Annotated in this window: 24 protein-coding genes; 15 read left to right on the forward strand and 9 right to left on the reverse strand. The window is 67.2% G+C overall.

Annotated elements, in window-relative coordinates:
- Nucleotides 1-38: 38 nt before the first annotated feature.
- The 11 genes from ACFXHB_RS16985 to ACFXHB_RS17035 all read left to right on the forward strand — a co-directional run bounded on the left by ACFXHB_RS16985 (nucleotide 39) and on the right by ACFXHB_RS17035 (nucleotide 10477).
- A complete protein-coding gene (locus tag ACFXHB_RS16985; RefSeq protein WP_380575037.1) occupies nucleotides 39-1829 on the forward strand; it encodes a beta-ketoacyl synthase N-terminal-like domain-containing protein in 1791 nt (596 codons plus the stop codon).
- A gap of 47 nt (nucleotides 1830-1876) precedes the next feature.
- On the forward strand, nucleotides 1877-3181 hold the full coding sequence (locus ACFXHB_RS16990) for a cytochrome P450 (protein ID WP_380575038.1): 1305 nt from the start codon (nucleotides 1877-1879) through the stop codon (nucleotides 3179-3181).
- On the forward strand, nucleotides 3178-3423 hold the full coding sequence (locus tag ACFXHB_RS16995) for an MbtH family protein (RefSeq protein WP_380575039.1): 246 nt from the start codon (nucleotides 3178-3180) through the stop codon (nucleotides 3421-3423). Before ACFXHB_RS16990 ends, ACFXHB_RS16995 begins: the two co-directional genes overlap by 4 nt.
- 226 nt (nucleotides 3424-3649) lie before the next feature.
- Complete coding sequence (locus ACFXHB_RS17000; protein ID WP_380575040.1) at nucleotides 3650-3946, forward strand: Dabb family protein; 297 nt, start codon at nucleotides 3650-3652, stop codon at nucleotides 3944-3946.
- A gap of 57 nt (nucleotides 3947-4003) precedes the next feature.
- Nucleotides 4004-5419 carry a phenylacetate--CoA ligase family protein gene (locus tag ACFXHB_RS17005; protein WP_380575041.1) on the forward strand — a complete coding sequence of 472 codons (1416 nt, stop codon included), beginning with the start codon at nucleotides 4004-4006 and terminating at the stop codon, nucleotides 5417-5419.
- Nucleotides 5420-5421: 2 nt separating this feature from the next.
- Nucleotides 5422-6384 carry an aminotransferase class IV gene (locus ACFXHB_RS17010; RefSeq protein ID WP_380575042.1) on the forward strand — a complete coding sequence of 321 codons (963 nt, stop codon included), beginning with the start codon at nucleotides 5422-5424 and terminating at the stop codon, nucleotides 6382-6384.
- Nucleotides 6385-6460: 76 nt separating this feature from the next.
- Nucleotides 6461-7063 (forward strand): hypothetical protein, encoded by a 603-nt coding sequence (locus ACFXHB_RS17015; RefSeq protein WP_380575043.1) that lies wholly within the window; start codon nucleotides 6461-6463, stop codon nucleotides 7061-7063.
- Nucleotides 7064-7111: 48 nt separating this feature from the next.
- Entirely contained in the window at nucleotides 7112-8101 is a 990-nt protein-coding gene (locus ACFXHB_RS17020) for an ornithine cyclodeaminase family protein (RefSeq protein WP_380575044.1), read from the forward strand.
- 64 nt (nucleotides 8102-8165) lie between these two features.
- Nucleotides 8166-8453 carry a DUF1330 domain-containing protein gene (locus ACFXHB_RS17025; protein WP_380575045.1) on the forward strand — a complete coding sequence of 96 codons (288 nt, stop codon included), beginning with the start codon at nucleotides 8166-8168 and terminating at the stop codon, nucleotides 8451-8453.
- Nucleotides 8450-9310 carry a PhzF family phenazine biosynthesis protein gene (locus tag ACFXHB_RS17030; RefSeq protein WP_380575046.1) on the forward strand — a complete coding sequence of 287 codons (861 nt, stop codon included), beginning with the start codon at nucleotides 8450-8452 and terminating at the stop codon, nucleotides 9308-9310. The genes ACFXHB_RS17025 and ACFXHB_RS17030 overlap by 4 nt, the downstream gene beginning before the upstream one ends.
- 219 nt (nucleotides 9311-9529) lie before the next feature.
- On the forward strand, nucleotides 9530-10477 hold the full coding sequence (locus ACFXHB_RS17035; protein WP_380575048.1) for a LysR family transcriptional regulator: 948 nt from the start codon (nucleotides 9530-9532) through the stop codon (nucleotides 10475-10477).
- 101 nt (nucleotides 10478-10578) lie between these two features.
- Here the strand turns inward: ACFXHB_RS17035 and prcB are convergent, their stop codons facing one another.
- Nucleotides 10579-11433, reverse strand: coding sequence for a proteasome subunit beta (gene prcB / locus ACFXHB_RS17040; protein ID WP_380575049.1), 855 nt, complete (start codon nucleotides 11431-11433; stop codon nucleotides 10579-10581).
- A 375-nt stretch (nucleotides 11434-11808) separates the two neighbouring features.
- On the opposite strand from prcB, the gene ACFXHB_RS17045 reads away from it, so the two are divergent.
- Nucleotides 11809-12024, forward strand: coding sequence for a zinc-binding dehydrogenase (locus tag ACFXHB_RS17045; RefSeq protein WP_380575051.1), 216 nt, complete (start codon nucleotides 11809-11811; stop codon nucleotides 12022-12024).
- A 90-nt stretch (nucleotides 12025-12114) separates the two neighbouring features.
- Here the strand turns inward: ACFXHB_RS17045 and ACFXHB_RS17050 are convergent, their stop codons facing one another.
- From ACFXHB_RS17050 to ACFXHB_RS17060, 3 genes are all read right to left on the reverse strand, one after another.
- Nucleotides 12115-12765 carry a class I SAM-dependent methyltransferase gene (locus tag ACFXHB_RS17050; RefSeq protein ID WP_380575052.1) on the reverse strand — a complete coding sequence of 217 codons (651 nt, stop codon included), beginning with the start codon at nucleotides 12763-12765 and terminating at the stop codon, nucleotides 12115-12117.
- A 768-nt stretch (nucleotides 12766-13533) separates the two neighbouring features.
- The gene (locus ACFXHB_RS17055) at nucleotides 13534-14010 is read right to left on the reverse strand and encodes an N-acetylmuramoyl-L-alanine amidase (RefSeq protein ID WP_380575053.1); all 477 of its coding nucleotides are present in this window, start codon (nucleotides 14008-14010) and stop codon (nucleotides 13534-13536) included.
- A 90-nt stretch (nucleotides 14011-14100) separates the two neighbouring features.
- The gene (locus ACFXHB_RS17060; RefSeq protein WP_380575055.1) at nucleotides 14101-14460 is read right to left on the reverse strand and encodes a hypothetical protein; all 360 of its coding nucleotides are present in this window, start codon (nucleotides 14458-14460) and stop codon (nucleotides 14101-14103) included.
- Between the two features lie 305 nt (nucleotides 14461-14765).
- Here ACFXHB_RS17060 and ACFXHB_RS17065 point away from each other — a divergent pair, with 305 nt between their 5' ends.
- Complete coding sequence (locus tag ACFXHB_RS17065; protein WP_380575056.1) at nucleotides 14766-16106, forward strand: NucA/NucB deoxyribonuclease domain-containing protein; 1341 nt, start codon at nucleotides 14766-14768, stop codon at nucleotides 16104-16106.
- Nucleotides 16107-16141: 35 nt separating this feature from the next.
- Here the strand turns inward: ACFXHB_RS17065 and ACFXHB_RS17070 are convergent, their stop codons facing one another.
- From ACFXHB_RS17070 to ACFXHB_RS17085, 4 genes are all read right to left on the reverse strand, one after another.
- Nucleotides 16142-16729, reverse strand: a complete 588-nt coding sequence (locus ACFXHB_RS17070) for a hypothetical protein (protein WP_380575057.1) — start codon at nucleotides 16727-16729, stop codon at nucleotides 16142-16144.
- 55 nt (nucleotides 16730-16784) lie between these two features.
- Nucleotides 16785-17336 carry a hypothetical protein gene (locus ACFXHB_RS17075; protein ID WP_380575058.1) on the reverse strand — a complete coding sequence of 184 codons (552 nt, stop codon included), beginning with the start codon at nucleotides 17334-17336 and terminating at the stop codon, nucleotides 16785-16787.
- A gap of 492 nt (nucleotides 17337-17828) precedes the next feature.
- Complete coding sequence (locus tag ACFXHB_RS17080; RefSeq protein ID WP_380575141.1) at nucleotides 17829-18395, reverse strand: transposase; 567 nt, start codon at nucleotides 18393-18395, stop codon at nucleotides 17829-17831.
- Complete coding sequence (locus tag ACFXHB_RS17085; protein ID WP_380575060.1) at nucleotides 18311-18940, reverse strand: winged helix-turn-helix domain-containing protein; 630 nt, start codon at nucleotides 18938-18940, stop codon at nucleotides 18311-18313. Before ACFXHB_RS17085 ends, ACFXHB_RS17080 begins: the two co-directional genes overlap by 85 nt.
- A 334-nt stretch (nucleotides 18941-19274) precedes the next feature.
- On the opposite strand from ACFXHB_RS17085, the gene ACFXHB_RS17090 reads away from it, so the two are divergent.
- Entirely contained in the window at nucleotides 19275-19769 is a 495-nt protein-coding gene (locus ACFXHB_RS17090; RefSeq protein WP_380575061.1) for a winged helix-turn-helix domain-containing protein, read from the forward strand.
- Nucleotides 19766-20338, forward strand: a complete 573-nt coding sequence (locus ACFXHB_RS17095) for a transposase (protein WP_380575063.1) — start codon at nucleotides 19766-19768, stop codon at nucleotides 20336-20338. Before ACFXHB_RS17090 ends, ACFXHB_RS17095 begins: the two co-directional genes overlap by 4 nt.
- Nucleotides 20339-20341: 3 nt before the next feature.
- On the opposite strand, the gene ACFXHB_RS17100 is transcribed toward ACFXHB_RS17095, so the two are convergent.
- Nucleotides 20342-20830, reverse strand: a complete 489-nt coding sequence (locus ACFXHB_RS17100; RefSeq protein ID WP_380575065.1) for a hypothetical protein — start codon at nucleotides 20828-20830, stop codon at nucleotides 20342-20344.
- Nucleotides 20831-20989 lie beyond the last annotated feature (159 nt).

Consider the following 20989-nt stretch of genomic DNA (forward strand, 5'->3'; position numbering starts at 1 on the left):
GTCGTGAATCACGTTGCGCATTGGAGGCTTTCACACCGATGAACGAAACCCCTGAACCGGAGTACGACGACGGCGACATCGCGATCACCGGTATCGCATGCCGCTTTCCCGGCGCTGACGGCAAGGAGCAGTTCTGGGACAACCTCGTCAGTGGACGGGAATCCATCACGTTCCTCCAGAAGGAGGAGATCGAGGTGGACCAGGCACTGGTCAACAACCCGTTCTACGTGCGGGCTTGCGCCACGCTCGACGGCTACGACGAGTTCGACCCCTCGGTCTTCGGCATCTCGGACCGCCTCGCACGGTTGATGACGCCGGAACACCGCCTCCTCCTGGAGAGCGTCTGGGACGTCCTGGAGGACGCCGGCTACGACCCGGAACGCGTCGCCGGTGAAGTGGGCATCTACGTGGCGGCCAACCCTCAGACCCCGGCGCTGTACAGCTCCGCTCCCGACTGGGTTTCCGTCGGGCCGGAGGTGATGGAGCTCAGCAACGCCTGGTTCCCGGACACGATGTCCTCCAATGCCCTCTTCTACACCGGGCTGACCGGCGAGGCGATGACCCTGACGGCGGTGTGCACCGGTTTTCACTACTCGGTGCACCTCGCGTGCCAGTCGCTTCTGTTGGGTCAGACGGACATGGCCATCGCCAGCGGAGTCATGGTGCGGCTGCCGCATCGCCGCGGCTACCTGTGGGAAGAGGGCCGCATCATGTCCCGGGACGGGCACTGCCGCCCGTTCGACGCCAACGGCACCGGGACCAGGCTCGCGAGCGGTGTCGCGACGTTCCTGCTCAAACCCCTCCGGCAGGCCGTTGCCGACCGCGATCACATCTACGCGACGGTCAAGGGCTCGGCCATCAACAACAACGGCGCCAGCGCGGTGTCGTACGGGTTCGCCCAACCCGAGCGGCTCGGCGCCTGCATCGCCAACGCCATGCACGTGGGCGGCGTGACCCCGGACACCGTGTCCATGTACGAGGGCAACTTCTTCGGCCTGCCGATGACCGACGGGCTGGAGGTCCGCGCGGCGCAGATGGCGTTCGGCAAGCAGACCGGCACCACCTCCATCGGTTCGATCAAGGGGAACATCGGCCACGCCGGAGTGGCGGCCGGCGGGTCCGGCGCCGTCAAGGCGGCGCTCGCGCTGTACCACCGGAAGCTGGTGCCCACGATCAACCTGACCGAGGTCAACGAGGACCTCGACTTCCCCAACACTCCTTTCGTGCCCCAAGTGGAGGGTGCGGACTGGACGCCGGAGGCCGGTGTCCGGCGCGCCGGTGTCACCGCACTCGGCGGCGGTGGCTACAACGCGCACCTCGTGCTGGAGGAACCACCGGTCCTGCCCGCCCGGGCGCCCGAGACCGGGGCACCGCGGCTCGTCGCGGTCTCCGCCCTCGACGACCGGGGCCTGGCCGGGCGGCGCGAGGCGCTGCGGGAGTGGATCACTTCGCACCCCGAGGCACGGCTCGACGACATCAGCCTCAGTCTCAACCTCGGGCGCAAGGCGATGGACCGGCGCTGGGCGGCCGTGGTCCGCACCACGGCCGAGCTGGCCGAGGCCCTCTCGGTCGAGACCGGCGGCCGGGTGGCCTCGGCCGGCTCGGCGCGGCACACCGACCTGTCCGGGTTCAGGCGCACCGACGACGGTCTCGTGCCGGACACGGCCGAGGCACTGCACGACGGGGAGACGCTGTTCCGGCTCGCCAACGCCTGGGTGCAGGGCCAGCGGGTGGACTTCGCCGCCCTGCACGAGGGTGAGAGCAGCCACCGCGTCCCGCTGCCGGGCTATCCGTTCGCGCGCCGGCGCTTCTGGCGGACCGACTGGTGACCGTCAGCGCCTCTCCCCCCTCTTCCGAAATCAGCCGGAGCCCCGGAATGAACCCCACCACGGTCACCGACGACGCGCCCTTCCCGGAGGCGAGCGCCTCCGGTACGACGGATCCCGAGACGATCGACCTGGCCGACCCGGCCACCTTCGCGGACCGGAACCTCGACGCGTTCTGGCGCACCCTGAGGGACACCAGCCCCGTTCACTGGAACCGGCCGACGAGCCAGCGGCGCGGATTCTGGGTGCTGTCGCGCCACGAGGACGTCATGGCGGTCCACCGCGACGACGAGAACTTCACCTCGGAGCGGGGCAACGTCCTCGTGACCCTGCTCGAGGGCGGCGACGCCGGCGCGGGCAAGATGCTCGCGGTCACCGACGGAACGCGGCACGAGCAGCTGCGCAAGATCCTGCTGCGGGCGCTGGGCCCGCGGGTGCTCAAGCCCGTGGCGGAGGCGGTGCGTGCCAACACCCGACAGCTGGTCAGGGAAACCGTCGAACGCGGTGACTGCGACTTCGCCCTGGAGGTGGCCAGCCGCATTCCGATGAACACCATCGCGAACCTGCTGGGCGTGCCCGAGAGTGATCGCGACTTCCTCCTGACGCTGAACAAGACCGCTCTGAGTACGGACGACGACGACGTCGACGAGGAGGAGTCGGCGATGGCGCGCAACGAGATCCTCCTCTACTTCCAGGACTTGGTGGAGGAGCGGCGCAAGGCGCCGGGCGAGGACCTCGTCAGCACACTGGCGCACAGCACGGTCGACGGGGTCCCGCTGACCGACGAGGACGTGGTTCTCAACTGCTACAGCCTGATCATCGGGGGTGACGAGACCAGCCGGTTGTCCATGATCGACGGTGTGCACTCGCTCGCCGCGCATCCGGACCAGTGGCAGCGGCTGAAGAACGGCGAGGTGGCGATCGACACGGCCGTCGACGAGGTGCTGCGCTGGGCGTCCCCGTCCATGCACTTCGGCCGCACCGCGGTGCGGGACACGGAGATCAACGGAGTCGCCATCCGCCGGAACGACATCGTGACACTGTGGCACTACTCGGCCAACCGGGACGAGCGCGTCTTCGACCGGCCCGAGATGTTCGACCTGGGACGGACGTCGAACAAGCAGATCTCGTTCGGCTACGGCCCCCACTACTGCGTCGGCGCCTATCTCGCCAAGGTCGAGATCTCGGAACTCCTCATGGCTCTACGGGACTTCACCACGGGCATCGAGCGGATCGGCCACGCGCCGCGACTGCGCTCCAACCTCCTGAACGGATTCTCCAGCCTTCCGGTCCGGTTCTTCCCCGACCGCGCGGGACTGGCCCATGACGACGAGACGAGCGGAGGAACGCGATGAGCGGCAATCCTTTCGACGCGGGTGACGGCAACTGGCTCGTGGTCGTGAACGACCATGGGCAGCACTCCCTGTGGCGCCCGTTCCTGGACCTCCCGGCCGGCTGGCGTGTCGTCTTCGTCGACGCCGACCGGGAGGCCGCACTGGAGTACATCGAACGGAACTGGACGGGAGGACCGGGGCCGACAGAGCCGGCCGGGGCCGCCTCCGGAACCGGTGAGGTCTTCCCGATTCCCGCGGATTGACGGCGGGAAATCACCGGAACACCCGCGAGCGAGCCGGCGCAGGATCACCGGAACGGAGTCCGTCCCCGGACCCGGCGCATCAGGTCCTTCGATCCACGGCATCGGAAGATCGTGGTTGAACGATCTCCGAGGAATTGAACATGATCGCTTCGAGAGAAGTCATCGCGCTTCGCATCGCGGGGACGGCAGAACAGATCAGGAAACTCCCTCCTTGTGAAGGACAATGGTGATCACACATATTGCTCTGTTCAAACTGAAGGACGGCTTCGAGCGCAACTCGCCCTCCGTGATCGAGGCCGAGAAGTTCGCCAAGGCGGTCGGCCGCAACGTACCGGAGCTGCTCACCTGGCGAGTGGGCTGGAACATGGTCAAGCGTGACATCGCTTACGACTTCGCCATCATCGGGGTGGTGCCGGACCTGACCGCGTTGGAGAAGTACCAGGTCAACGAATTCCACCAGGAGGCCATCCAGAAGTGGCGGTTGATCTCCGACTGGGTGGTCGCGGATCTCTGCGACGACTGACCTTCGCCGGGCCGCCCGCACGGGAGGCGGCAACAATTCCTGATTGGGAGCCATCGAGTGTTCACGCAATACGACCCGGAATCCGCAGCGCTCACTCGCGAGTTGCGCGACCAGTTCGAAGCGTTCATGGCCGGCAAGTGGGACGCCGACACACTGGCCGCCCACCAGACGCGCAAACTCCGCGAGGTCGTCGCCTACGTGCGAGCCAACTCCCCATTCTACCGGGAGAAACTGGCGGACATCAGCGACGATGAAATGGACGCGCTGCGGAACGACGACCTGCGGCGCCTTCCCTTCACGACCAAGGACGACCTGAGGCAGGCTCAACTCGACATCCTGTCAAGCCCCGTCTCGGACGCCTGGATCTTCTACGAGACCACCGGCACCACGGGTGCGGCGACCCCGTGCCCCCGTACCAACGGGGACACCATCCACAACAACACCGTGCTCACCGCGTACTACCGCGACGTCCTGGCCGCTCACGGCGACCGCCAGGTCATCGGGGTCTCCGGACCCACCGAGTTGCACGCCACCGGCGACACCTTCGGGGACGTGTGCCGCAACCTCGGGCACGCGGTGGCCAAGATGTGGCCGCACTCGCCGGTGATCGGCTTCGACCGCGCCTTGGAGGTCATGCGTCTCCTGCCGATCACGGGGCTGTTCTGCACCCCGGGCATGGCGATGCGACTCGCCCAGAAGGCGACCGAGGCGGGCCTCGACCCCCGGAAGGACTTCTCCCTCGACATCCTCATGCTCACCGGCGAGTTGATGTCTCCCAGTCTGCTGGCGAACATCGGCGCGGTGTGGGGAGCCGAGGCCCGCAACGCCCTGTACGCGTCGCAGGAGGCCTCGGTGCTCGCGGCGGCCACGTCCGACGGCTCGCTCCGCACCGCGCCGCTGATCAACCTCTACGAGGTGATCGATCCGGACACCCTGGAGCCGGTGGCACCCGACTCCGCAGGCGTACGCTACGGCGAACTCGTCGTGACGAACCTCTACTCGGGCGCGAAGCCGCTCATCAGGTACCGCACCGGGGACATGGTGCGGATGACCGACCCCGCGCCCGGCGCCGCGGTGCCGGCCCCCGGGCTGGAGGCGGTCGGCCGGGTACGCGACCGGCTCCTCCTCAACGGCCACCTCGTCAACGGCTACGACCTGGAGGACCTGCTGCTCCGCCGGTTCCGGGGCTACCAGGACTACCAGATCACCATCTCCCGCGACGACCTCGGCAGGGACCTGATCTCCCTGACCCTGAAGGCCGACCCGGACAGTCAGCGGGAGAACATCCGGAAGGCCGTCGAGGAATGCCTCGACGCACTGGACACCCCGCTGGACGTCGGGTTCGGCACCCCCGGCCCCATCACCAGCACGGGAGCCATGGTGAGCTGGAAGGCCGCAAGGGTCGTGGACCTGCGCACCGAATCCTCCATCGAGAACACCTCCGCCGAACGGATCGCGGCGACGAGGGCATGACGATGGAAACGCAGAACGACATCACGCGATCCGCGATGGGGCTCGGCGAATGGGCCTACGACCGCGGGGAGTTCGTCTCGGCGACGGCTCCGCGGCTTACGCTCTCCACGCAGGGCCTGCACTACGGGACCGGCGCCTTCGAGGGAATCCGCGCCCACCGCCGCGGCGACGGACTCTTCCTGTTCCGGGCACGCGATCACTACGAACGCATGCTGCGCGCCTGCCGGATCCTGCGCATCACCGGCGTACCCGACGAGGTCGACGACCTCATCGGCATCACCGTGGAACTGCTCAGGCGCAACGGCCATCAAGGGGGCGCGTACGTACGGCCGCTGGTGCACAAGCTCGCCCTGATGCCGCACATGCCCCCCGGCGTCTCGCTGGTCGGTGTCTCCGACGCGCTGTCCATCACCTCGTTCGGCTTCCCCACGTCCCGGACCGTGCCGGGCATACGCTGCATGATCAGCTCGTGGCGGCGTCCGCCCCGCGACGCGTTCCCGGCGCAGGTGAAGCTCACCGGTGGCTATGTGAACTGTGCCCTGGCCAGCGACGAGGCCCGTGCCGCCGGCTTCGACGACGCCATCCTCCTGGACCAGGCGGGCAACGTCGCCGAGGCGAGCACCGCCAACGTCTTCGCCGTGCTCGACGGCCGCATCGCCACCCCGCCCGACACCGGTGACCTGCTGCCCGGAATCACCAGGGACACGTTGATGACACTGTGCCGGGAGGCCGGCATGGACGTTCTGGAACGCCCGCTCAGCCCCGCGGACCTGTTCACCGCTGACGAAGTCTTCCTGTCCTCCACCGGCAAGGGCGTGGTCTCCGTGCTCTCCCTTTCCGGCAGGGGCATCGGAAGCGGCACCGTCGGCCCGGTCGCGACCCGGGCCGCCGCGCTCTACGACACGGCCAAGAGCTCCACCGACGGGGCGCACCCCGAGTGGCTGACCCCCGTCACCCCCGGCTGAGCCGGGCCGTCCGTACACCGAACCGCGGATGGACCCCTGAACGCCTTCGCCCAACGCCAACCTTAGGAAAGCCCGGATGACGCTGCTCAGTTTCACCACACTTCGGACCGACCCGGACAGGCCGTCAGCCGTGGGTACGCTCGGGCCGCACGGCACCAGTAGCGAGGTGGCCGCGGCACGGTTCGTCGGCCGGGTCCGCGACGACGACGGACCGTCGGCCGCTGTCCACCTCTTCGACAGCTACGAACGGGCGGGTGCGGCACTGCGCGCCCGCGAAGTGACACACATGGTGGTGGCCAACGCGTACAAGGCGATCCACCACTTCTACATGGACCCCGCTCTGGAGTTGAGCAACGTGTTCGTGATGGACACACCGCTGTACGGCATCGCCAAGCGGCGCGATGCCGGACCGACGCCCGACGCCCCCACCATCGCGACCCATCCCTCACCGGAACCGATCATCGCTCAGCTCCTGCCGCCCCGGCACGCCTCGCACAAGGTGCTCCAGTACGCCTCGACCAGCGCGGCCGCCCGTGCCGCTCAGGACGGCAGCGCGGACCTCGCGCTCACCACGGTGCCCTCCGCGGAGCTGTACGGGCTGGAGTTCATCTCTGCGACCAGGCCGATCCGCATGGTGTGGTCCGTGTTCACCGTCGACCACACCCGCCGGCCCGCGTAGGACCGGGCACCCCAGGAAACCGAGACATAGAGGAGAGGCGCAGAGCCCATGCTGCTGTTGAACGGAGACGAGGTCCGGAAGGCCTTCCCGGTGGCGGAGGCGTACCGGGTGGTGGCGGAGGTGATGCGCCGCTACAGCGCGGGCGACGTCGTCCAGCCGGTGCGCACCGTACTGGGGCCGGGCCGCGACGGGTCGCTGTTCGCGGCCATGCCGTGCCATGTCACCGGTGAGTCCGACTCGGGCTACGGCCTCAAGGCGGTACTGCACGCCCCCGGCAACACCGCCCGCCAACTGCCCACGCACGTGGGCGTGGTGGTGGTGTTCGACCCCGAGACCGGGCAGCCGCTGGCCATGATGGAGGGGGCGGCGGTGACCGCGCTGCGCACGGCCGCGGCATCGGCCGTGGCAACCGACGCCCTGGCCCTGCCCGACGCCGGCGACCTGGCCCTGATCGGTGCCGGGACCCAGGCCCGCAGCCATCTGCTCGCCCTGCGCGAGATCAGGCGCCTGCGCCGGGTGCGGTTCTGGAACCGCGGCCACGCGCGGGCCGAGGAGTTCCTGGAGTGGGCACGTGCCCATACCGACGTCGACGTCGAGCGGATGGACACTCCCGCCGAGGCGCTGCGCGGCGCCGATCTGGTGTGCACGACGGTGGACACCACCCATCCGGTGGTGTGGGCGAACGACCTGGCCGAAGGGGTTCACGTCAACGCCGTCGGTTCCTCCGTCCCCGGCAAACGGGAACTCTCCGCGGACGCCGTGGCATCCTGCTCCGCCTTCGTGGACAGCCGGGAAGGGGCCCAGCGGGAGTCCTCCGAACTCGCCGCGCCGGTCGAGGAGGGCCTGCTCCCCGCGGACCGGCACCTCCCCGAAATCGGCGAGGTGCTGCTGGGCGAGCACCCCGGCCGCTCCGGCGCCGCCGAACGGACGCTCTACAAGTCGCTGGGAATGGCGGCCCAGGACGTCGCGTCCGGATTCGCGATCGTCCGCGCCGCCCGGCACCTCGGCCTCGGCACCATGACCGACTTCACCTGCTGACGTCCTCCACGACTCGCGGGAACCGGCAGGACGCACCAGACACCTCGGAAGCGGAGCCTCTCGTATGACAGCACTACTGATCGGCAACGTCGGAGTCATAGGCGACGAGCAGCGCATGGCGGAGTACCGCGCGAAAGTGCTCCAGACGCTTGAGCTGTACGGCGGCGGATTCATGATCCGTGGCGGCCGGTTCGAGGCCCTGGAGGGCGACTGGAAGCCCACGCACCTCTCGGTGATGGTGTTCCCGACGGCCGACCAGGCCCGTCGCTGGTACTCCTCGCCCGAGTACCGCGCCATCGTCCCGCTCCGCGAGGGCACCCACATGGACCTGATCCTGGTGGAGGGCGAGTGACGCCGCGGCCCGCACCCGAGCGGCGGGTGCGTTCCTTCGCCCAGGTCGACGTGTTCGCCGAAACGCCCTATCTCGGCAATCCCGTGGCGGTCGTCCTCAACGGCGACGGGCTGTCCGACGAGGACATGGCCCGGCTCGCGACATGGACCAACCTCTCCGAGACGACGTTCGTCGTCCGGCCCGAGTCCGACGAAGTGGACTACGGACTGCGCATCTTCACTCCGGGTGGCGAGATTCCGTTCGCGGGCCACCCCACCCTCGGCTCCGCCCACGCGTGGCTCGAAGCCGGCGGCGTCCCGAAGTCCCCCGGGAAGATCACGCAGGAATGCCGTGTCGGGCTGGTGGAGGTACGGCGGTCCGGCACCAGCCTGAGTTTCCGCGCCCCTGATCCCCAGCGAGTCGGCCCGTTGGACTCCGCTCTCCTCGACCGCATCGCCCGGGGTCTGCGCATCGGCCGCGAGCGGATCATCGCGCATCAGTGGGTGGACAACGGTCCCGGCTGGGCTGCCGTCCAACTCGCCTCCGCAGACGATGTGTTGGCCCTAAAGCCGGACGAGCGGCACATGAACGACCTCATGCTCGGCGTTGTCGGCGCCTACCCCGAAGGCTCACGGCTGCGCTTCGAGGTCCGTGCCTTCGGCGCACCCGCCGGCGTGCGCGAGGACCCGGTCACCGGAAGTCTCAACGCGAGCATCGCCCAGTGGCTCATCGGCGAGGGCGCCGCCCCGCACTCCTACAAGGTGGGCCAGGGCGCCTGCCTGGGGCGGCAGGGCGTACTCACCGTGGAGGCGCACGGCGAAGAGGTCTGGATCGGTGGCAGCAGCGTCACGTGCGTACGCGGCACCGTTCACCTGTGACGTCAGCGCTGCGGGACGCCGGCCGAAGGCCCGTCGCACTGCCCGCACCTCAGTCGGGAGGGTCTATTTCAAGCCAACCGCCCGGAAGATCTTTCCGCCTGCGAACTCCCTCGTATAATATGAAAAACATGGTCTCGATCGGCGGGTGGTGGCCGTTCACAGTCACTGATCGTGTACCGATGCACGTGGAATCCCCAAACGCAAAGGGAACACTTCCATATGGGCAATCGGCCGGCATTCAGCCTGACGCAGCTTCTTTACTTCGCTACCATAGCGGAGACCGGGAACATCTCGGAAGCTGCGGCGCGACTTCACGCATCCCAGTCCGCCGTATCGTCGGCGATCCAACGGCTAGAGCGCCAACTGGGCATTCAGTTGCTACTGCGCCAGCGTGCCAAGGGCGTCTCCTTGACGCCATGCGGCCGACTGCTCCTCAACGACGCGCGTAAGATCCTTCTTCAGGTGAACAACCTGGAGGACAACAGCAACAGGTTCCAGGGCGAGACGGCAGGCCATCTCGACATCGGCTCCTGTGCCACGATAACTCCCTTCCTGATACCCAGGGCCCTGACCAGGGTCGGGTATTCACATCCGGGACTGAACGTAGCGGTCCACGACACGCACACACCCGTCGATCTGCTGCGCAACGGCGTTTGCGAACTGGCCGTCACCTATAGCCTGAGCTCCGCGGAAGACACTTGCTTCACGGAGCTGGCCACTCCGCCTCTGTATGCCGTCGTCGCCCAGAATCATCCCTTGGCCACAACCGGAAAGGCCTCACTGGCGGAGCTTTCGGACGAGACTCTCCTGATGCCGAACCCGAACCTGCCTCCGGAAAATTCTCCTCTCGCCTACGTCAGGAATCTGTTCACGAGCTCAGGGATCCCGCTTCCCAAAATAGCCAACGCCACCGGAATCGAAGCGATGCGAGGACTGGTCGCGGCCGGCTGGGGGTTCATGCTCACGCATCACCGGCCTCGTTCGATGGAGACCCTGGACGGCGGCCGTGTCGCCCTGGTGGAAATCACCGGTGAGCACCCCCACGTCTCCGTGGGAGTGCTCACCATGGCGGGCAGCATGCCGAGCCAGAGGGCGCGTGCCTTCGTAGCAGCACTTCGTGCGACAGCACGGCAGGTGTACGCGCCGGTTTCTGCTGTCGCCGCCTGAACCAGAAAGGGGGGGCAGATCGGAGATCTGCCCCCCCTTCCAGGACGAGCCGAGGCCATCTTGGCACGCGGCTCCGGGCAGCGGCCGCACCGGCACCCGGCTCACGCGTAAGCGGTCGGCCCGTCCGGCTGGTTCTGCCGCTGGGCGACCATCTCGAGAGCCAATTCCTCGGTCTCTTCCTCCGGCAGTCGCTCGTAACCGTCTTCGGTGATCACCGACACGATCGGAAATATCCGCCGGGTGATGTCCGGGCCGCCGGTGGCGGAGTCGTCGTCCGCCGCGTCGTAGAGCGCCTGAAGTGCGGCCAGAGCCGCTTCGCGGCGGGACATGCCGGGCCGGTACAGCTTCTTCAAAGCGCCCTTGGCGTAGGGGGATCCGGAACCCTCGGCATAGAAGTCCGCCTTCTCGTACGGGCCGCCCGCCACATCGAAGCTGAAGATGCGACCGTTCTTCCCGCCCGGCGCTGTCAGGTCGTATCCGACGAGCAACGGAACCACGGCCATGCCCTGCATGGCCTGGCCGAGGTTCTGCCGGACCATCGAGGCCAGCCGGTTCGCCTTTCCGTTGAGGGTCATGGGTGTGCCCTCGATTTTCTCGAAGTGCGTCAGTTCCACTTGGTAGAGCTTCACCAAGTCGAGCGCGAACCCGACGCTTCCCGCGAAGGCGACGGCCGTGTGGTCGTCGGCGGGATGTACCTTCTCCAAGTCCCGTTGGGCGATGAGGTGCCCCATGGTGGCCCTGCGGTCCCCGGCGATCATCACACCGTCGCGGTAGTTGAGGGCCAGCACCGTGGTGCCGTGCGGTACCTGGTTCGATCCGACATGAACCCCTTCCGGCAGCATCCGGCCCAGACTGAGCAACTCGGGCCGGTGGGCTGCCAGGAAATCGGTGAAGGAGGAAGACTCAGGAGTGAAGAACTCCGCTCCGAGGATTCCCCTGTGATCGCTCTCTGCCACGCCTCTCCCCTTCCCGCCGTTTGAGAACGATCAACATCTACCATGAACAGGCAGCAGGGAAACTTCTGTTCATGGAGATGGCCAAAGTCGCGCTCGTCGCCCGCCGCCACGCTGCCCGGTCCCGGCCGAAGCGCCCACACGAGACCGCCCTCGCGGCCTGACCACCACACCGAAGGCGTCCGTCGAAGCGGAGCAGGCTCAGCCGCCACCGCGGAAGACGCAACCGACCGTGGCGCCACTGGCCGGTACCGACGTGAACATGGCCGCCTACGCGGACGTACTCATGCCCATGGGACAGATCGTTGCGATCGACGACTTCGGCCCCGTGGAGATCGGGCCGCTGAAGTCCAAGAGCATCTCCTCCACCGGGAGTTCATGTTCACCGGCTCGCTGCACTGGACTCCGGACCGGGTTGTTCAGCGGCGCGTCCTGAACCAGATCGCTCGCCTGGTCGACGCCGGCATCCTCACGACCACGGCCACGACCGATCTCGGCACGATCAACGCGCAGAACGTGCGCGAGGCCCACCGTGTCCTGGAATCCGGCAAGGCGATCGGCAAGATCACCCTGACTGGTTTCCCACCCGCGTAGGAGACGCGCGCCTTCGAGGAGTTCCGACCCGCCGCCGGCCGCGGATCCGGGCAGGTTCCGCTCCCGAGTCCCTACCCGCGAGCCGCGGATCTACCTGCCGGCCTCACCCTGGGCGCGACTCAGGACCCAGACGCCGTAGGCCTCGTTCGCGGGGTGCAGCTGGTAGGTGCCCGCCCGTAGGTCGACGCGGAGTCCGGCAGCCGCGAGATCCGCCTCGAACTCGGTCGCGGTGTAAGCGTGGGCGTGCGGCGGCGGGTCCTGGAGGTGGAAGCCGACCAGGATCCGGCCGTTCTCGCCGAGCACGGCGCGCATCGCGCGCAGGGCCTCGCGTTCGGTACCCTCGGCCAGGTAGATCATGACGTTGCCGACGCAGACGACCAGGTCGAACGGGCCGTCGTCGGGGCCGAGGCCGAGGATGTCGCGTTCCTCGATCGGCAGTCCGGGGTAGGTCTCCCGGGCCTGCCGGACCAGTGCTTCGTCGGGCTCGATCGCGACGACGTCGTGCCCGCGCCGCAGAAGTGCCGCAGAGACCCGGCCCATGCCGGCGCCGGCGTCGAGCACCCGGGCGCCACGCGGCAGCAGCGTGTCGGCGAGTCGGGCTTCACCGTCGATGTCCTCGACGCCGGAGACGAGATCGGCGAACCGCTTGCCGAAGTTCTCGCTGTTGCCCGCCTCCTGCCGGCGGGTCCGCCGCGTCGCCATCGGTATGGGGTCTCCGTGTGCCGCCGTGGTCCTGTTCATGCTCCGCATCCTAGGTCGACAACGACGGCGTCGGTCGTGGCCGCTGGAGCGACGGCCCGCAGGCCTGCGGGCCGAGTCGCGGAGATCGGTCACGACCGACGTGCCGCCCGAACTCGACCGGCGGACCCCTGAAACGCCGCGGATCACCGACGATCGTGCCGCGGTGCCCGGTCGAACCGCGCGGAGCCTCGCCGACGCTGCGGGTGAGTGGTGTTCAGCCTTCGCGGATCACGGGCCGTCCACCAGCGGCCACGTGCCAGGGACCCCCGGGGTCGCAGCCGTCCGGGCCGCCAGCGGCATAGCGGCACCGTGGCGGACAACTCCTCGGCTACTCGGGTACGGTGTCGGACAGGACCAGGTCCGGACCGCCGACAGCATCGGCTGCACCAGCCTCGGCCAATCGTCTCCTCCACTGTCCGGAGGCGCGTCAGCAGCGCGCCCACCAGCGGAACTCCACTCTCTTTCGCGCCGCCCGTACCTGGACCGCGCCTTTCACCGCACCGGAGTTCCCCGCATGCCCGAGCACCATCTCACCGCCGTACCCCGCGACTTCCACTGCGAACACACCCCCAGCAAGAGCCGCGTCCTCGCACTCCTCTCCCACGACGACGGCCCCGACTCACTCCAGGCCGTCCTCACCTGCCGCGACCCCAACTCGCCCACCGCGCAGCCGAACTGCTGCGCCGGACCCTGCGCCGGGCGCCCGGTGCTCTGCCAGCGGAGTCCATGGAAGGGCTGTGCGGGCAGTTGCCGGACGCCCCGGCGTCCTCACTCCGACAGGCCGTGGCCCACATCGCCGCCGGCACCTGGCCGGCCACCGCCGGAACACACATCATCTGGCCCGAAGAGGCCGAGGTCGAGGACCCGGGCCAGGACGACGACACCGACAGCGAGGACGGCGGCGACAACGATGAGACCCCGGAACCCGGCGGCCCCGCACCAGGCGTCCGCGTCTCCGGCGCCGGCGTGGTTGGTCCGGCCGTAGCCGACGAGGTGCACGCCGCCGTCGCGGTCGATGACGCCGTGGCACAGCGGGCCGGGCAGTCCGGCGTAGCCGTCCCGGCAGATCTGCACGGAGGCATCGGTGCCGGTCGTGGCAGTGTGGTGGATCACGATGCCGTGCACCGGCCCCCACTGCCCCTTGTGGTTGCGGTTGTGGGTGCGCCAGTTCCCTACTTCGTTGACGGAAAGTCCCTCGCCCCGCAGGGCGTTGAGGAAGCCGTCGGCGCTCAGTGGTGTAGCCACAGGATGGGTCGCGTTTCTCCCCCGCGCACCATGGTCATGTACTGCTGTCGAGCCAGCCCGGCCAACGCGCCCGCAGGCGCCGCGGCCGGCCTACGTGTGCCCGCCCTTCGAGAACAGCCACAGCTGGACGGCGGCGACGATCACCGGGGCGACAAACGCACCGATCAGCCATCGCCGGAGAGTCGCAGCCGTTTCCTCCGCCTCGCGCCGCGCCCGGACCTCAGCCGCCAGATCACGTTCGACCACCAAGAGCCGCTGGTCGACGAGCCGCTGGTCCGAGAGGTAGACGTCCTTGGTCACGGCCTGCTCGATCCGGCCGGCCAGAACCTGGAGGTCAGCGCGCAGGTTGTCGCGGAGCCCGGCGATGCCGTCGCGCTGGTCCTCGCGAATCTGGAGGATGGCCCGCTGGAGCTCCCACAGCGTGGGCTCTGCGGTCGGCGGGACGCTCACTGAAACTCCGAAAGGACGTTCCCCGCGCCGAGGACCATCGTACGCTGACGCTCCGTCCTGCCGAGCCGACGGGGCCACCGGAAGTTTTGAGACAGCTTCACACTGCCGGCCATCAGCCCGCTGGAAGCCCTCGCACGCCCCACCTCATCACTTGTGCGGAATTTCAGATTCCTGGCCCCGCCCAGCCTGTGCGAACGGGACACCCTCTCACTAATCCGTTGCTATACGCACAGCAGTCAAATAGATTAGGGCCAAAAGGAGCAGAACTCCAGCTCCCAAGAATTCATTCCGGGGAAGGATAGTTTGTGAGCCTCAGGAAAGTCCTAGTACTCCTTCTGGCGACAGCGGCTGCCATCATTAATGTCGGACCAGCTTCCGCAAATCCGCCACAAAGGATCGTACTGACGAGCTTCACCAGTAACGGCGAGCTGCCGGATATCCCGCTCGACACAGACGCCAAGGAGGTTGCTCGACTGATGGCGGGACGGGCCGCCGTGGGATCATCCGACGATCCGGCCTCGACGGCCCTCCCCCACACGTCACCCAGCTCGACCGAGAAGCAGAAGGCTGAAACAGAACTTCCCACCTACAGCAGCTCGGCCAAGCAGACCGAAACTACTGTCCGCGGCGTCGTGGACTTCGAGGCATGCCGAAAGAATCCAGCCGGCGGCGTGGATCTCCAGGGCATTGTGATCAACCACTTCGACTACTGCCGATACGGGTATTTGGTATTCAGCCTGCGGGAAGAGCCATCTGGCCGAAACCTCGGGACGCTCAAATATCGGGAAACGCACGTCGGCCACGGATCCAACGGCAGCAGGGAGGCGCTGATAAGCGCCGAGCTTGATGACTTCTCCATGACGGGCATATGGAGCGACACATCAAGGCTGAAGGTATTCATGGGAACTAATGCGACGCAAGGACAGGCGGCCTGCAAGGCCGAAGGGGCAACTAACCCCATTGAACACTCGGTAGCCGAGTGGAAGGAAAATGGATTTATCGGCTGGAGCATCGTCTCCAACGAGGCCCTCGGCGAAGTCGATGACAAGAAGGTCAACTGCACCTGGCAGCTACATCACCAGACTTTGGGTTTTGCCAACGGCACGTGGTCGAGCTGGATTGCACGACCGGTGAAGGACATCAGGTTCGACTCGGCAACTTACCTTCCCAAAAAGGCCGGGGCGATATTCAGCGGTGTCACTCCGTACCTTACGTACAGCAGGTCCGACGCTAGGGTGAAGGGTGTCGCCGAGCACATCTACACGGCCTTTACCAACCCGAATTCTACACTTCCCGCTCGGACCGATAATGGCACGAAGACGATTCCGGGGAACGTCACTGCAATACCGCCAAGCCTAATCAGTCGGCTCTATCCGGGCGCAAACCCAATTGCACAGCAAGCCTATGACGACAACCGGGCCGTCGTCAGTCGCGCCTGCGCATCCATTCCCCATAATCCGGGCGAGGAGTGCGACGAGTTCCCGTTCGCCTCAACCTGGGAGGGTGCTGCACGCGGCGATCAGAACTTCTCCGTCCGTTACGTCGACGGGACTGAGAACGGAACCGCCGGCAGTGATTTGAGCAACTGGTACGGCTCGGACCGGATACTTCATAACGACAAGTTTGGCGTCAAGATCCTTCCGTAGCCGTCGGCCATCTCAATCGTGGCGGCAGCGGAGTTTCAGGCCACTGCCGCCACAAACACGAAGTGGAATTCTTCCGCGCCACGAGTAACACCTGGAGCAGCTTGGTTCTCGAACTTCGATGGATCACTGGCCCAGAACACATGAAGGATGTATTCCTCGCCCTCTCCTCCGATCTCGAGCGTCACGCCAGTCGGGCCAGAGAAGAGTGTCCACACTTCAACGCGGCCGCTTCTTGAGCGATAAGGAACCTGAGCCAGTGAGGCGAAGCCCTCCGGGCAAACTGCCTCGCTCGCCCGCTCGACAGTCACCTTCGCGTAATGCTCACGCACCGAGCTCCGTACCTTAATGGCTCCCGCGCCGAGAGCCACACCGGGAACCGCCTCGGGAAGCGGAAGGTCCAACCACTGAACGTCCGCCTCGCCAAACGGATCATCCTCCCAGAGACCGAACTGCGAACGTTCGACGGACACGAACCCCGTGGCATTGGTGCGGGATCCCTGCATCTGCATCACCCCTAGTAGTAGTGCTTCTACACCGCCTACGCGTTGCCCAAGACCCGTGTCCGAGATAGCGCAGTAAAGCCGGGCTACTGTCTTCTGACTCAGGAAGCCCAGCGTCAGCATAGGCTCCTCTGACGATCTGCGTTCAGAAGAACTCGAATCAGCGCAGCATCAACGGTCAGTCCACACAGCTCCATTCGACGGAGCTGAAGGACACCCAGCCTCCCAGCTGGCCGGTGGCGTTCCAGATCTCCAGGTTGCCGTTGGACTGGACGAACAGGTTGGCGTTGACGTTGATGGGAGTCGCGACGGGGAAGACCTCGCCGGCCTTCGGCCGAAGGCTGGGGTCATCGACGACCCCGATCACGCCGGAGGTAACCCCAGCTGGAACGGAGACAATGCCGCGCAGGGCGACCATCCCGTCAGGCCGCTTCTTGATCGTGACGGCCTGCCAGCTCTCCAGCTGGGCGCATCCCTGCCGAAACGAGATCGCCGACCATGTCGAGCTGTTCCTGACAAGGCCGCCTCCGATGTCAACATTGCCGCCCTGAACTCGCAGTCCGGAGCTCGTCTGTAGGAGGACTCCGCCGAGCAGGGCTTTGATCACGAGACCACTCCGGTCGAGGTACATGGCGGCGACCTGGTCGACAAGTTGCACGATGTGCTGCGACGGGCTGAGGAGCTGGATCGCGGACTTCGCGTTGTCCTGCCGCTTGGCGGTGGCCAGCACGGTCCCTCGGTGGTGATGCTGTTGCCGGTGCTCGCGATGGTGGTGATCGAGGCGCCGCCGGACTGCCATCCTCCGACGGCTTCCAAGGTGGCCTGGCCGCGGGGCGCATAGCCAGCGTCGGGCCCACCAGCGGCCAGGGTTAGGCGGCAGCTGTGGCTTCCGTCGGGAGTCACCTGCGGGCTGGTCAGGGTAGTGCTGGGGGCGCTGCCATCGGGGGTGGACTGGACGACTGCGGTCAGCTTTGCCGGCCAACGCTCGGCCGGCGAGCCTGAATACAGGAGGGCTGAGGGAGCTGCGGTGCTACCCAGAGGGTCGACGGGTGTCAGTACGACCCGTCGCCCTGACTCGCCGGTCTGGATGGTGCCGCCGGTGACCGTGCCACCGGCTATGGTGACGCCCTTGATGGTCTTGCCGTCCAGAGCGTCAACGGCGAGCGAGGTAGCGGTGACTGCACCGGCTGCGAGCTGAGCGGCCGTTACTGACTTCGGCTTGTCAGGGTGAGGTTCGGGTGTCGAGGGTCAGGCCGGTGCCGGCTATGAAGCCGTCGAGGGTGTCGGGTCGGTACTCCAGGCGTTTGAGCCGGTTGCGGACAAGAGCTTCGAGTCGGTCGAGGGCCATGACGGCGAGGTTGGCCAGGCTGCGCTTGACGTGTGCCCACACCCACTCGACGGGGTTGAGGTCGGGCGAGTAGGCGGGCAGCAGGAACACCGTCAGCCAGGCGCGCTCGGCGACCAACTTGCGCATGGCATGGGAGACATGGGTGTTCAGGCGGTCCCAGACCAGCACGATCGGGGCCTTGACGAGCTGGTGGACGCCGTCGACCAGGGCGATGAAGTCACGCTCGCCCATGCTGCGGCGCTGACCCTTGCCTCCGGGATGGGCGAGCAACCGGTGGCACAGCCGTGTGCGCGAACCGGGCCGCATGGCGATCAGCCCGGCCACGGACAGGCGCCCCGAGCGGCGCCCGCTGACGGTCACGACCGGCGTGCGGCCCCGTCGGCCCCAGGTGCGTCCTCGGGGCGGCCGACGGGTGAAGCCTGCCTCGTCCTCGAAGCAGATGTAGCCCCCGCAGGCCGCCCGGACTCTTTTACCTCCGCCCAGGTCACCTCCCTCCACACGGCGACGGCCTGGTCGTCGCGCTCGGCCACCCGCCGTGCCGGGACCTGCGGGCTGAAGCCGAGCCGGTGCATCAGCCGCGTGGCGCCCGAGACGCTGTACGAGACGTGGAATTTCCGACCGATCAACGTGGCCACCCGCGAGGCCGTCCACACCTGGTCCTCCACCCAGCCGTGCGCGGCTGGACCCTGATCCAGATACTCTGCGAGCTTCTCCAGGCAACCCGACGACAGGCGGCATCGCGACCCGCCCGGGCCGCGGGACGCCAGCGCCTCGACCCCGCCCTCGCGCCACAACCGGTGCCACTGGTAAGCCGACTTCGCACTCACCCGCAGACGCCGGGCCACCTCCGCCGGCTTGACCCCCCGCTCGAACAACTCGGCCGCCCGCACCCGCACCGACTCCCGGCGCAGCCGTCCCACGGCGGTCAGCCCGCCCCCATCCGCATATCTCACACACCATCGGTACAGCCACCGCTTCAGGCTCATCAGGCACTTCGCACAGATTCACCCTGACGAGCCGAAGTCAGTATCGCCCACGCGTAGAGGCTGCCGGTGGCGTCGATGGTCAAGTCAGACTGTCAACGCCAGTCGGGGTCCTGTGATCGTGGTCAGCTCTGGAGAGCTTGCAACGTGTAAGCGAGATGGCGCTGTCAGGCGGCGTAGGGGATCGTGATCAGCCCATGAGGGCCTGCGGGCCAGGTGATGCCTAACCTAGAGAACGTCCATGACATGCCTGGCGTGGTGGACCTACTGAACTTGATCGGGTGATGTCGGGCTGTTCGCCGGACAGTGTGCGGGTGGCTTCGGTAGTCCTGGCGGGGTGAGATATCCGCAGGGCGGTGGCTTGACCGACGCTGAGAGGGCCGTGCGGGAGCGCGTCCGCCTCCAGGCCGTCGCTGGCTTCGAGGGCGGGGAGAAGAATCGGGAGGTCGCTGCCGCGTTGCGGGTCTCGGAGCGGTCGGTGGAACGCTGGAGGCGCCAGTGGCGCGAGGAGGGCCTTGCCGGTGTGGCGTCGAAGGGATCGCCTGGCCGACCTCGACTGTCGGACGATCAGATGGTGCGGCTGGAGCGGGAGTTGGAGCGCGGCCCGCTGGCCCACGGGTGGGCCGACCAGCGGTGGACGCTGGCCCGGGTCAAGACGATGATCGGCCGCCTGTTCCACGTCTCGTACACCGTGGAGGGCACGTGGCGACTGCTGCGGCGGCACGGCTGGTCCTGGCAGCAGCCCGCCCGGCGCGCGATCGAACGCGACGACGACGCGGTGGAACTGTGGAAGCGGGAGGTCTGGCCGCGGGTAAGAGCACCGCGGCGGTGAACAACGCCTGGGTGGTCTTCGAGGACGAGGCCGGCCAGTCGATGACACCGCCGCGCGCCAGAACCTGGGGCCGCCAGGGCAACACCCCCATCGTCCGAGTGCGCGGCCGAGGCTCGGGCCGCGTCTCCATGGCAGGAATGACCTGCTACAAACCCGGCGAGCGGTCCCGTCTGATCTACGCGATCCGCGAGTACCGGGGCCGCAAGGCCGAACCGAAGGGCTTCGGCTGGAAGGATTACCGTGGCCTGATCCTCCGCGCCCGCACACAGCTCGGCGGCCCGATCGTGCTCGTTTGGGACAACCTGCGCATGCACCTGGTCGCGCCGCTGCGGGAGTTCTTCGAGGCCAACACCGCCTGGCTCACCGTGTTCCAGCTGCCGACCTACGCTCCGGATCTCAACCCGCAGGAGGGCATCTGGTCGCTGGTCAAGCGCGACATCGGCAACCTCGCCGCCGCCGACCTCTGCCAGGTCACCCGCACAGTGAAGCGCAAGCTAAAGATGCTCCAGTGCCGGCCGGAGGTCATCGACGGCTGCCTGGCGGGTGCCGGCCTGACCCTCGCGGGGTGATCGTCAGAAGTATCCGAAGAAGCGATTCCACCAGCTGGGCCGCTGAACATACGAGGGCAGTCGGCTCGGCCCGTCGTAGTCGCTCTCCAACAGCTCCTCGGGAACCACCACATAGCCGAGCTCGGCCAATGCCCGGTCAACCTTGGCAAGGTCCGCGCCGTCCAGTTCGCCCTCGGCCTGGGCCTCATCAATTCCGAGGAAGGCGCCCGGATTGTCCGCGCAGATCAGAGCAAGTGAGCCGAACTTGCTCACACAGACGACGATCCGGGTCCCGCATACAGTCGCCTCCCCGGGCACAGTGATGCGTCCGTACTCGCTGGAGTCCTGGGTGTCCGGCTCAACCGTGCAGCGAGTTGCGAAGTCGCCTTCAAGCCGGGCCACCAAAGTGCCGAGGCGCGCTGCGGTCTCGCCACGGTCGTAGTCTTGCGGCCACTTCAGCCACCCCGGGTCATCAAGCTCGCGCAACAGCGCCAGCAGATCCGCTTCGCTCATGCGCTCATCCTGGCGCACCAGCTCAGGGCTCCACCACGCTCACCGTTCCCCGACATCACCCATCCAAGTTCAGTAGCAAGCGGTCGGCACCGGTTCATCAATTCTGGACTTGTTGAGGCGTCCTCCCGTCGAGCACATGGTCTAAAATTGTCAAGAATC

This window comes from Kitasatospora sp. NPDC059327 (genome assembly GCF_042752535.1).
GTDB lineage: Bacteria > Actinomycetota > Actinomycetes > Streptomycetales > Streptomycetaceae > Kitasatospora.

Bases quoted from the DNA above. Each gene is read 5' to 3' on its own strand.
- ACFXHB_RS16985 (WP_380575037.1), top strand. From the start codon at position 39: ATGAACGAAACCCCTGAACCGGAGTACGACGACGGCGACATCGCGATC.
- ACFXHB_RS16990 (WP_380575038.1), top strand. From the start codon at position 1,877: ATGAACCCCACCACGGTCACCGACGACGCGCCCTTCCCGGAGGCGAGC.
- ACFXHB_RS16995 (WP_380575039.1), top strand. From the start codon at position 3,178: ATGAGCGGCAATCCTTTCGACGCGGGTGACGGCAACTGGCTCGTGGTC.
- ACFXHB_RS17010 (WP_380575042.1), top strand. From the start codon at position 5,422: ATGGAAACGCAGAACGACATCACGCGATCCGCGATGGGGCTCGGCGAA.
- ACFXHB_RS17015 (WP_380575043.1), top strand. From the start codon at position 6,461: ATGACGCTGCTCAGTTTCACCACACTTCGGACCGACCCGGACAGGCCG.
- ACFXHB_RS17020 (WP_380575044.1), top strand. From the start codon at position 7,112: ATGCTGCTGTTGAACGGAGACGAGGTCCGGAAGGCCTTCCCGGTGGCG.
- ACFXHB_RS17025 (WP_380575045.1), top strand. From the start codon at position 8,166: ATGACAGCACTACTGATCGGCAACGTCGGAGTCATAGGCGACGAGCAG.
- ACFXHB_RS17035 (WP_380575048.1), top strand. From the start codon at position 9,530: ATGGGCAATCGGCCGGCATTCAGCCTGACGCAGCTTCTTTACTTCGCT.
- ACFXHB_RS17045 (WP_380575051.1), top strand. From the start codon at position 11,809: ATGTTCACCGGCTCGCTGCACTGGACTCCGGACCGGGTTGTTCAGCGG.
- ACFXHB_RS17050 (WP_380575052.1), bottom strand. From the start codon at position 12,765: ATGAACAGGACCACGGCGGCACACGGAGACCCCATACCGATGGCGACG.
- ACFXHB_RS17070 (WP_380575057.1), bottom strand. From the start codon at position 16,729: ATGCTGACGCTGGGCTTCCTGAGTCAGAAGACAGTAGCCCGGCTTTAC.
- ACFXHB_RS17085 (WP_380575060.1), bottom strand. From the start codon at position 18,940: ATGAGCCTGAAGCGGTGGCTGTACCGATGGTGTGTGAGATATGCGGAT.
- ACFXHB_RS17100 (WP_380575065.1), bottom strand. From the start codon at position 20,830: ATGAGCGAAGCGGATCTGCTGGCGCTGTTGCGCGAGCTTGATGACCCG.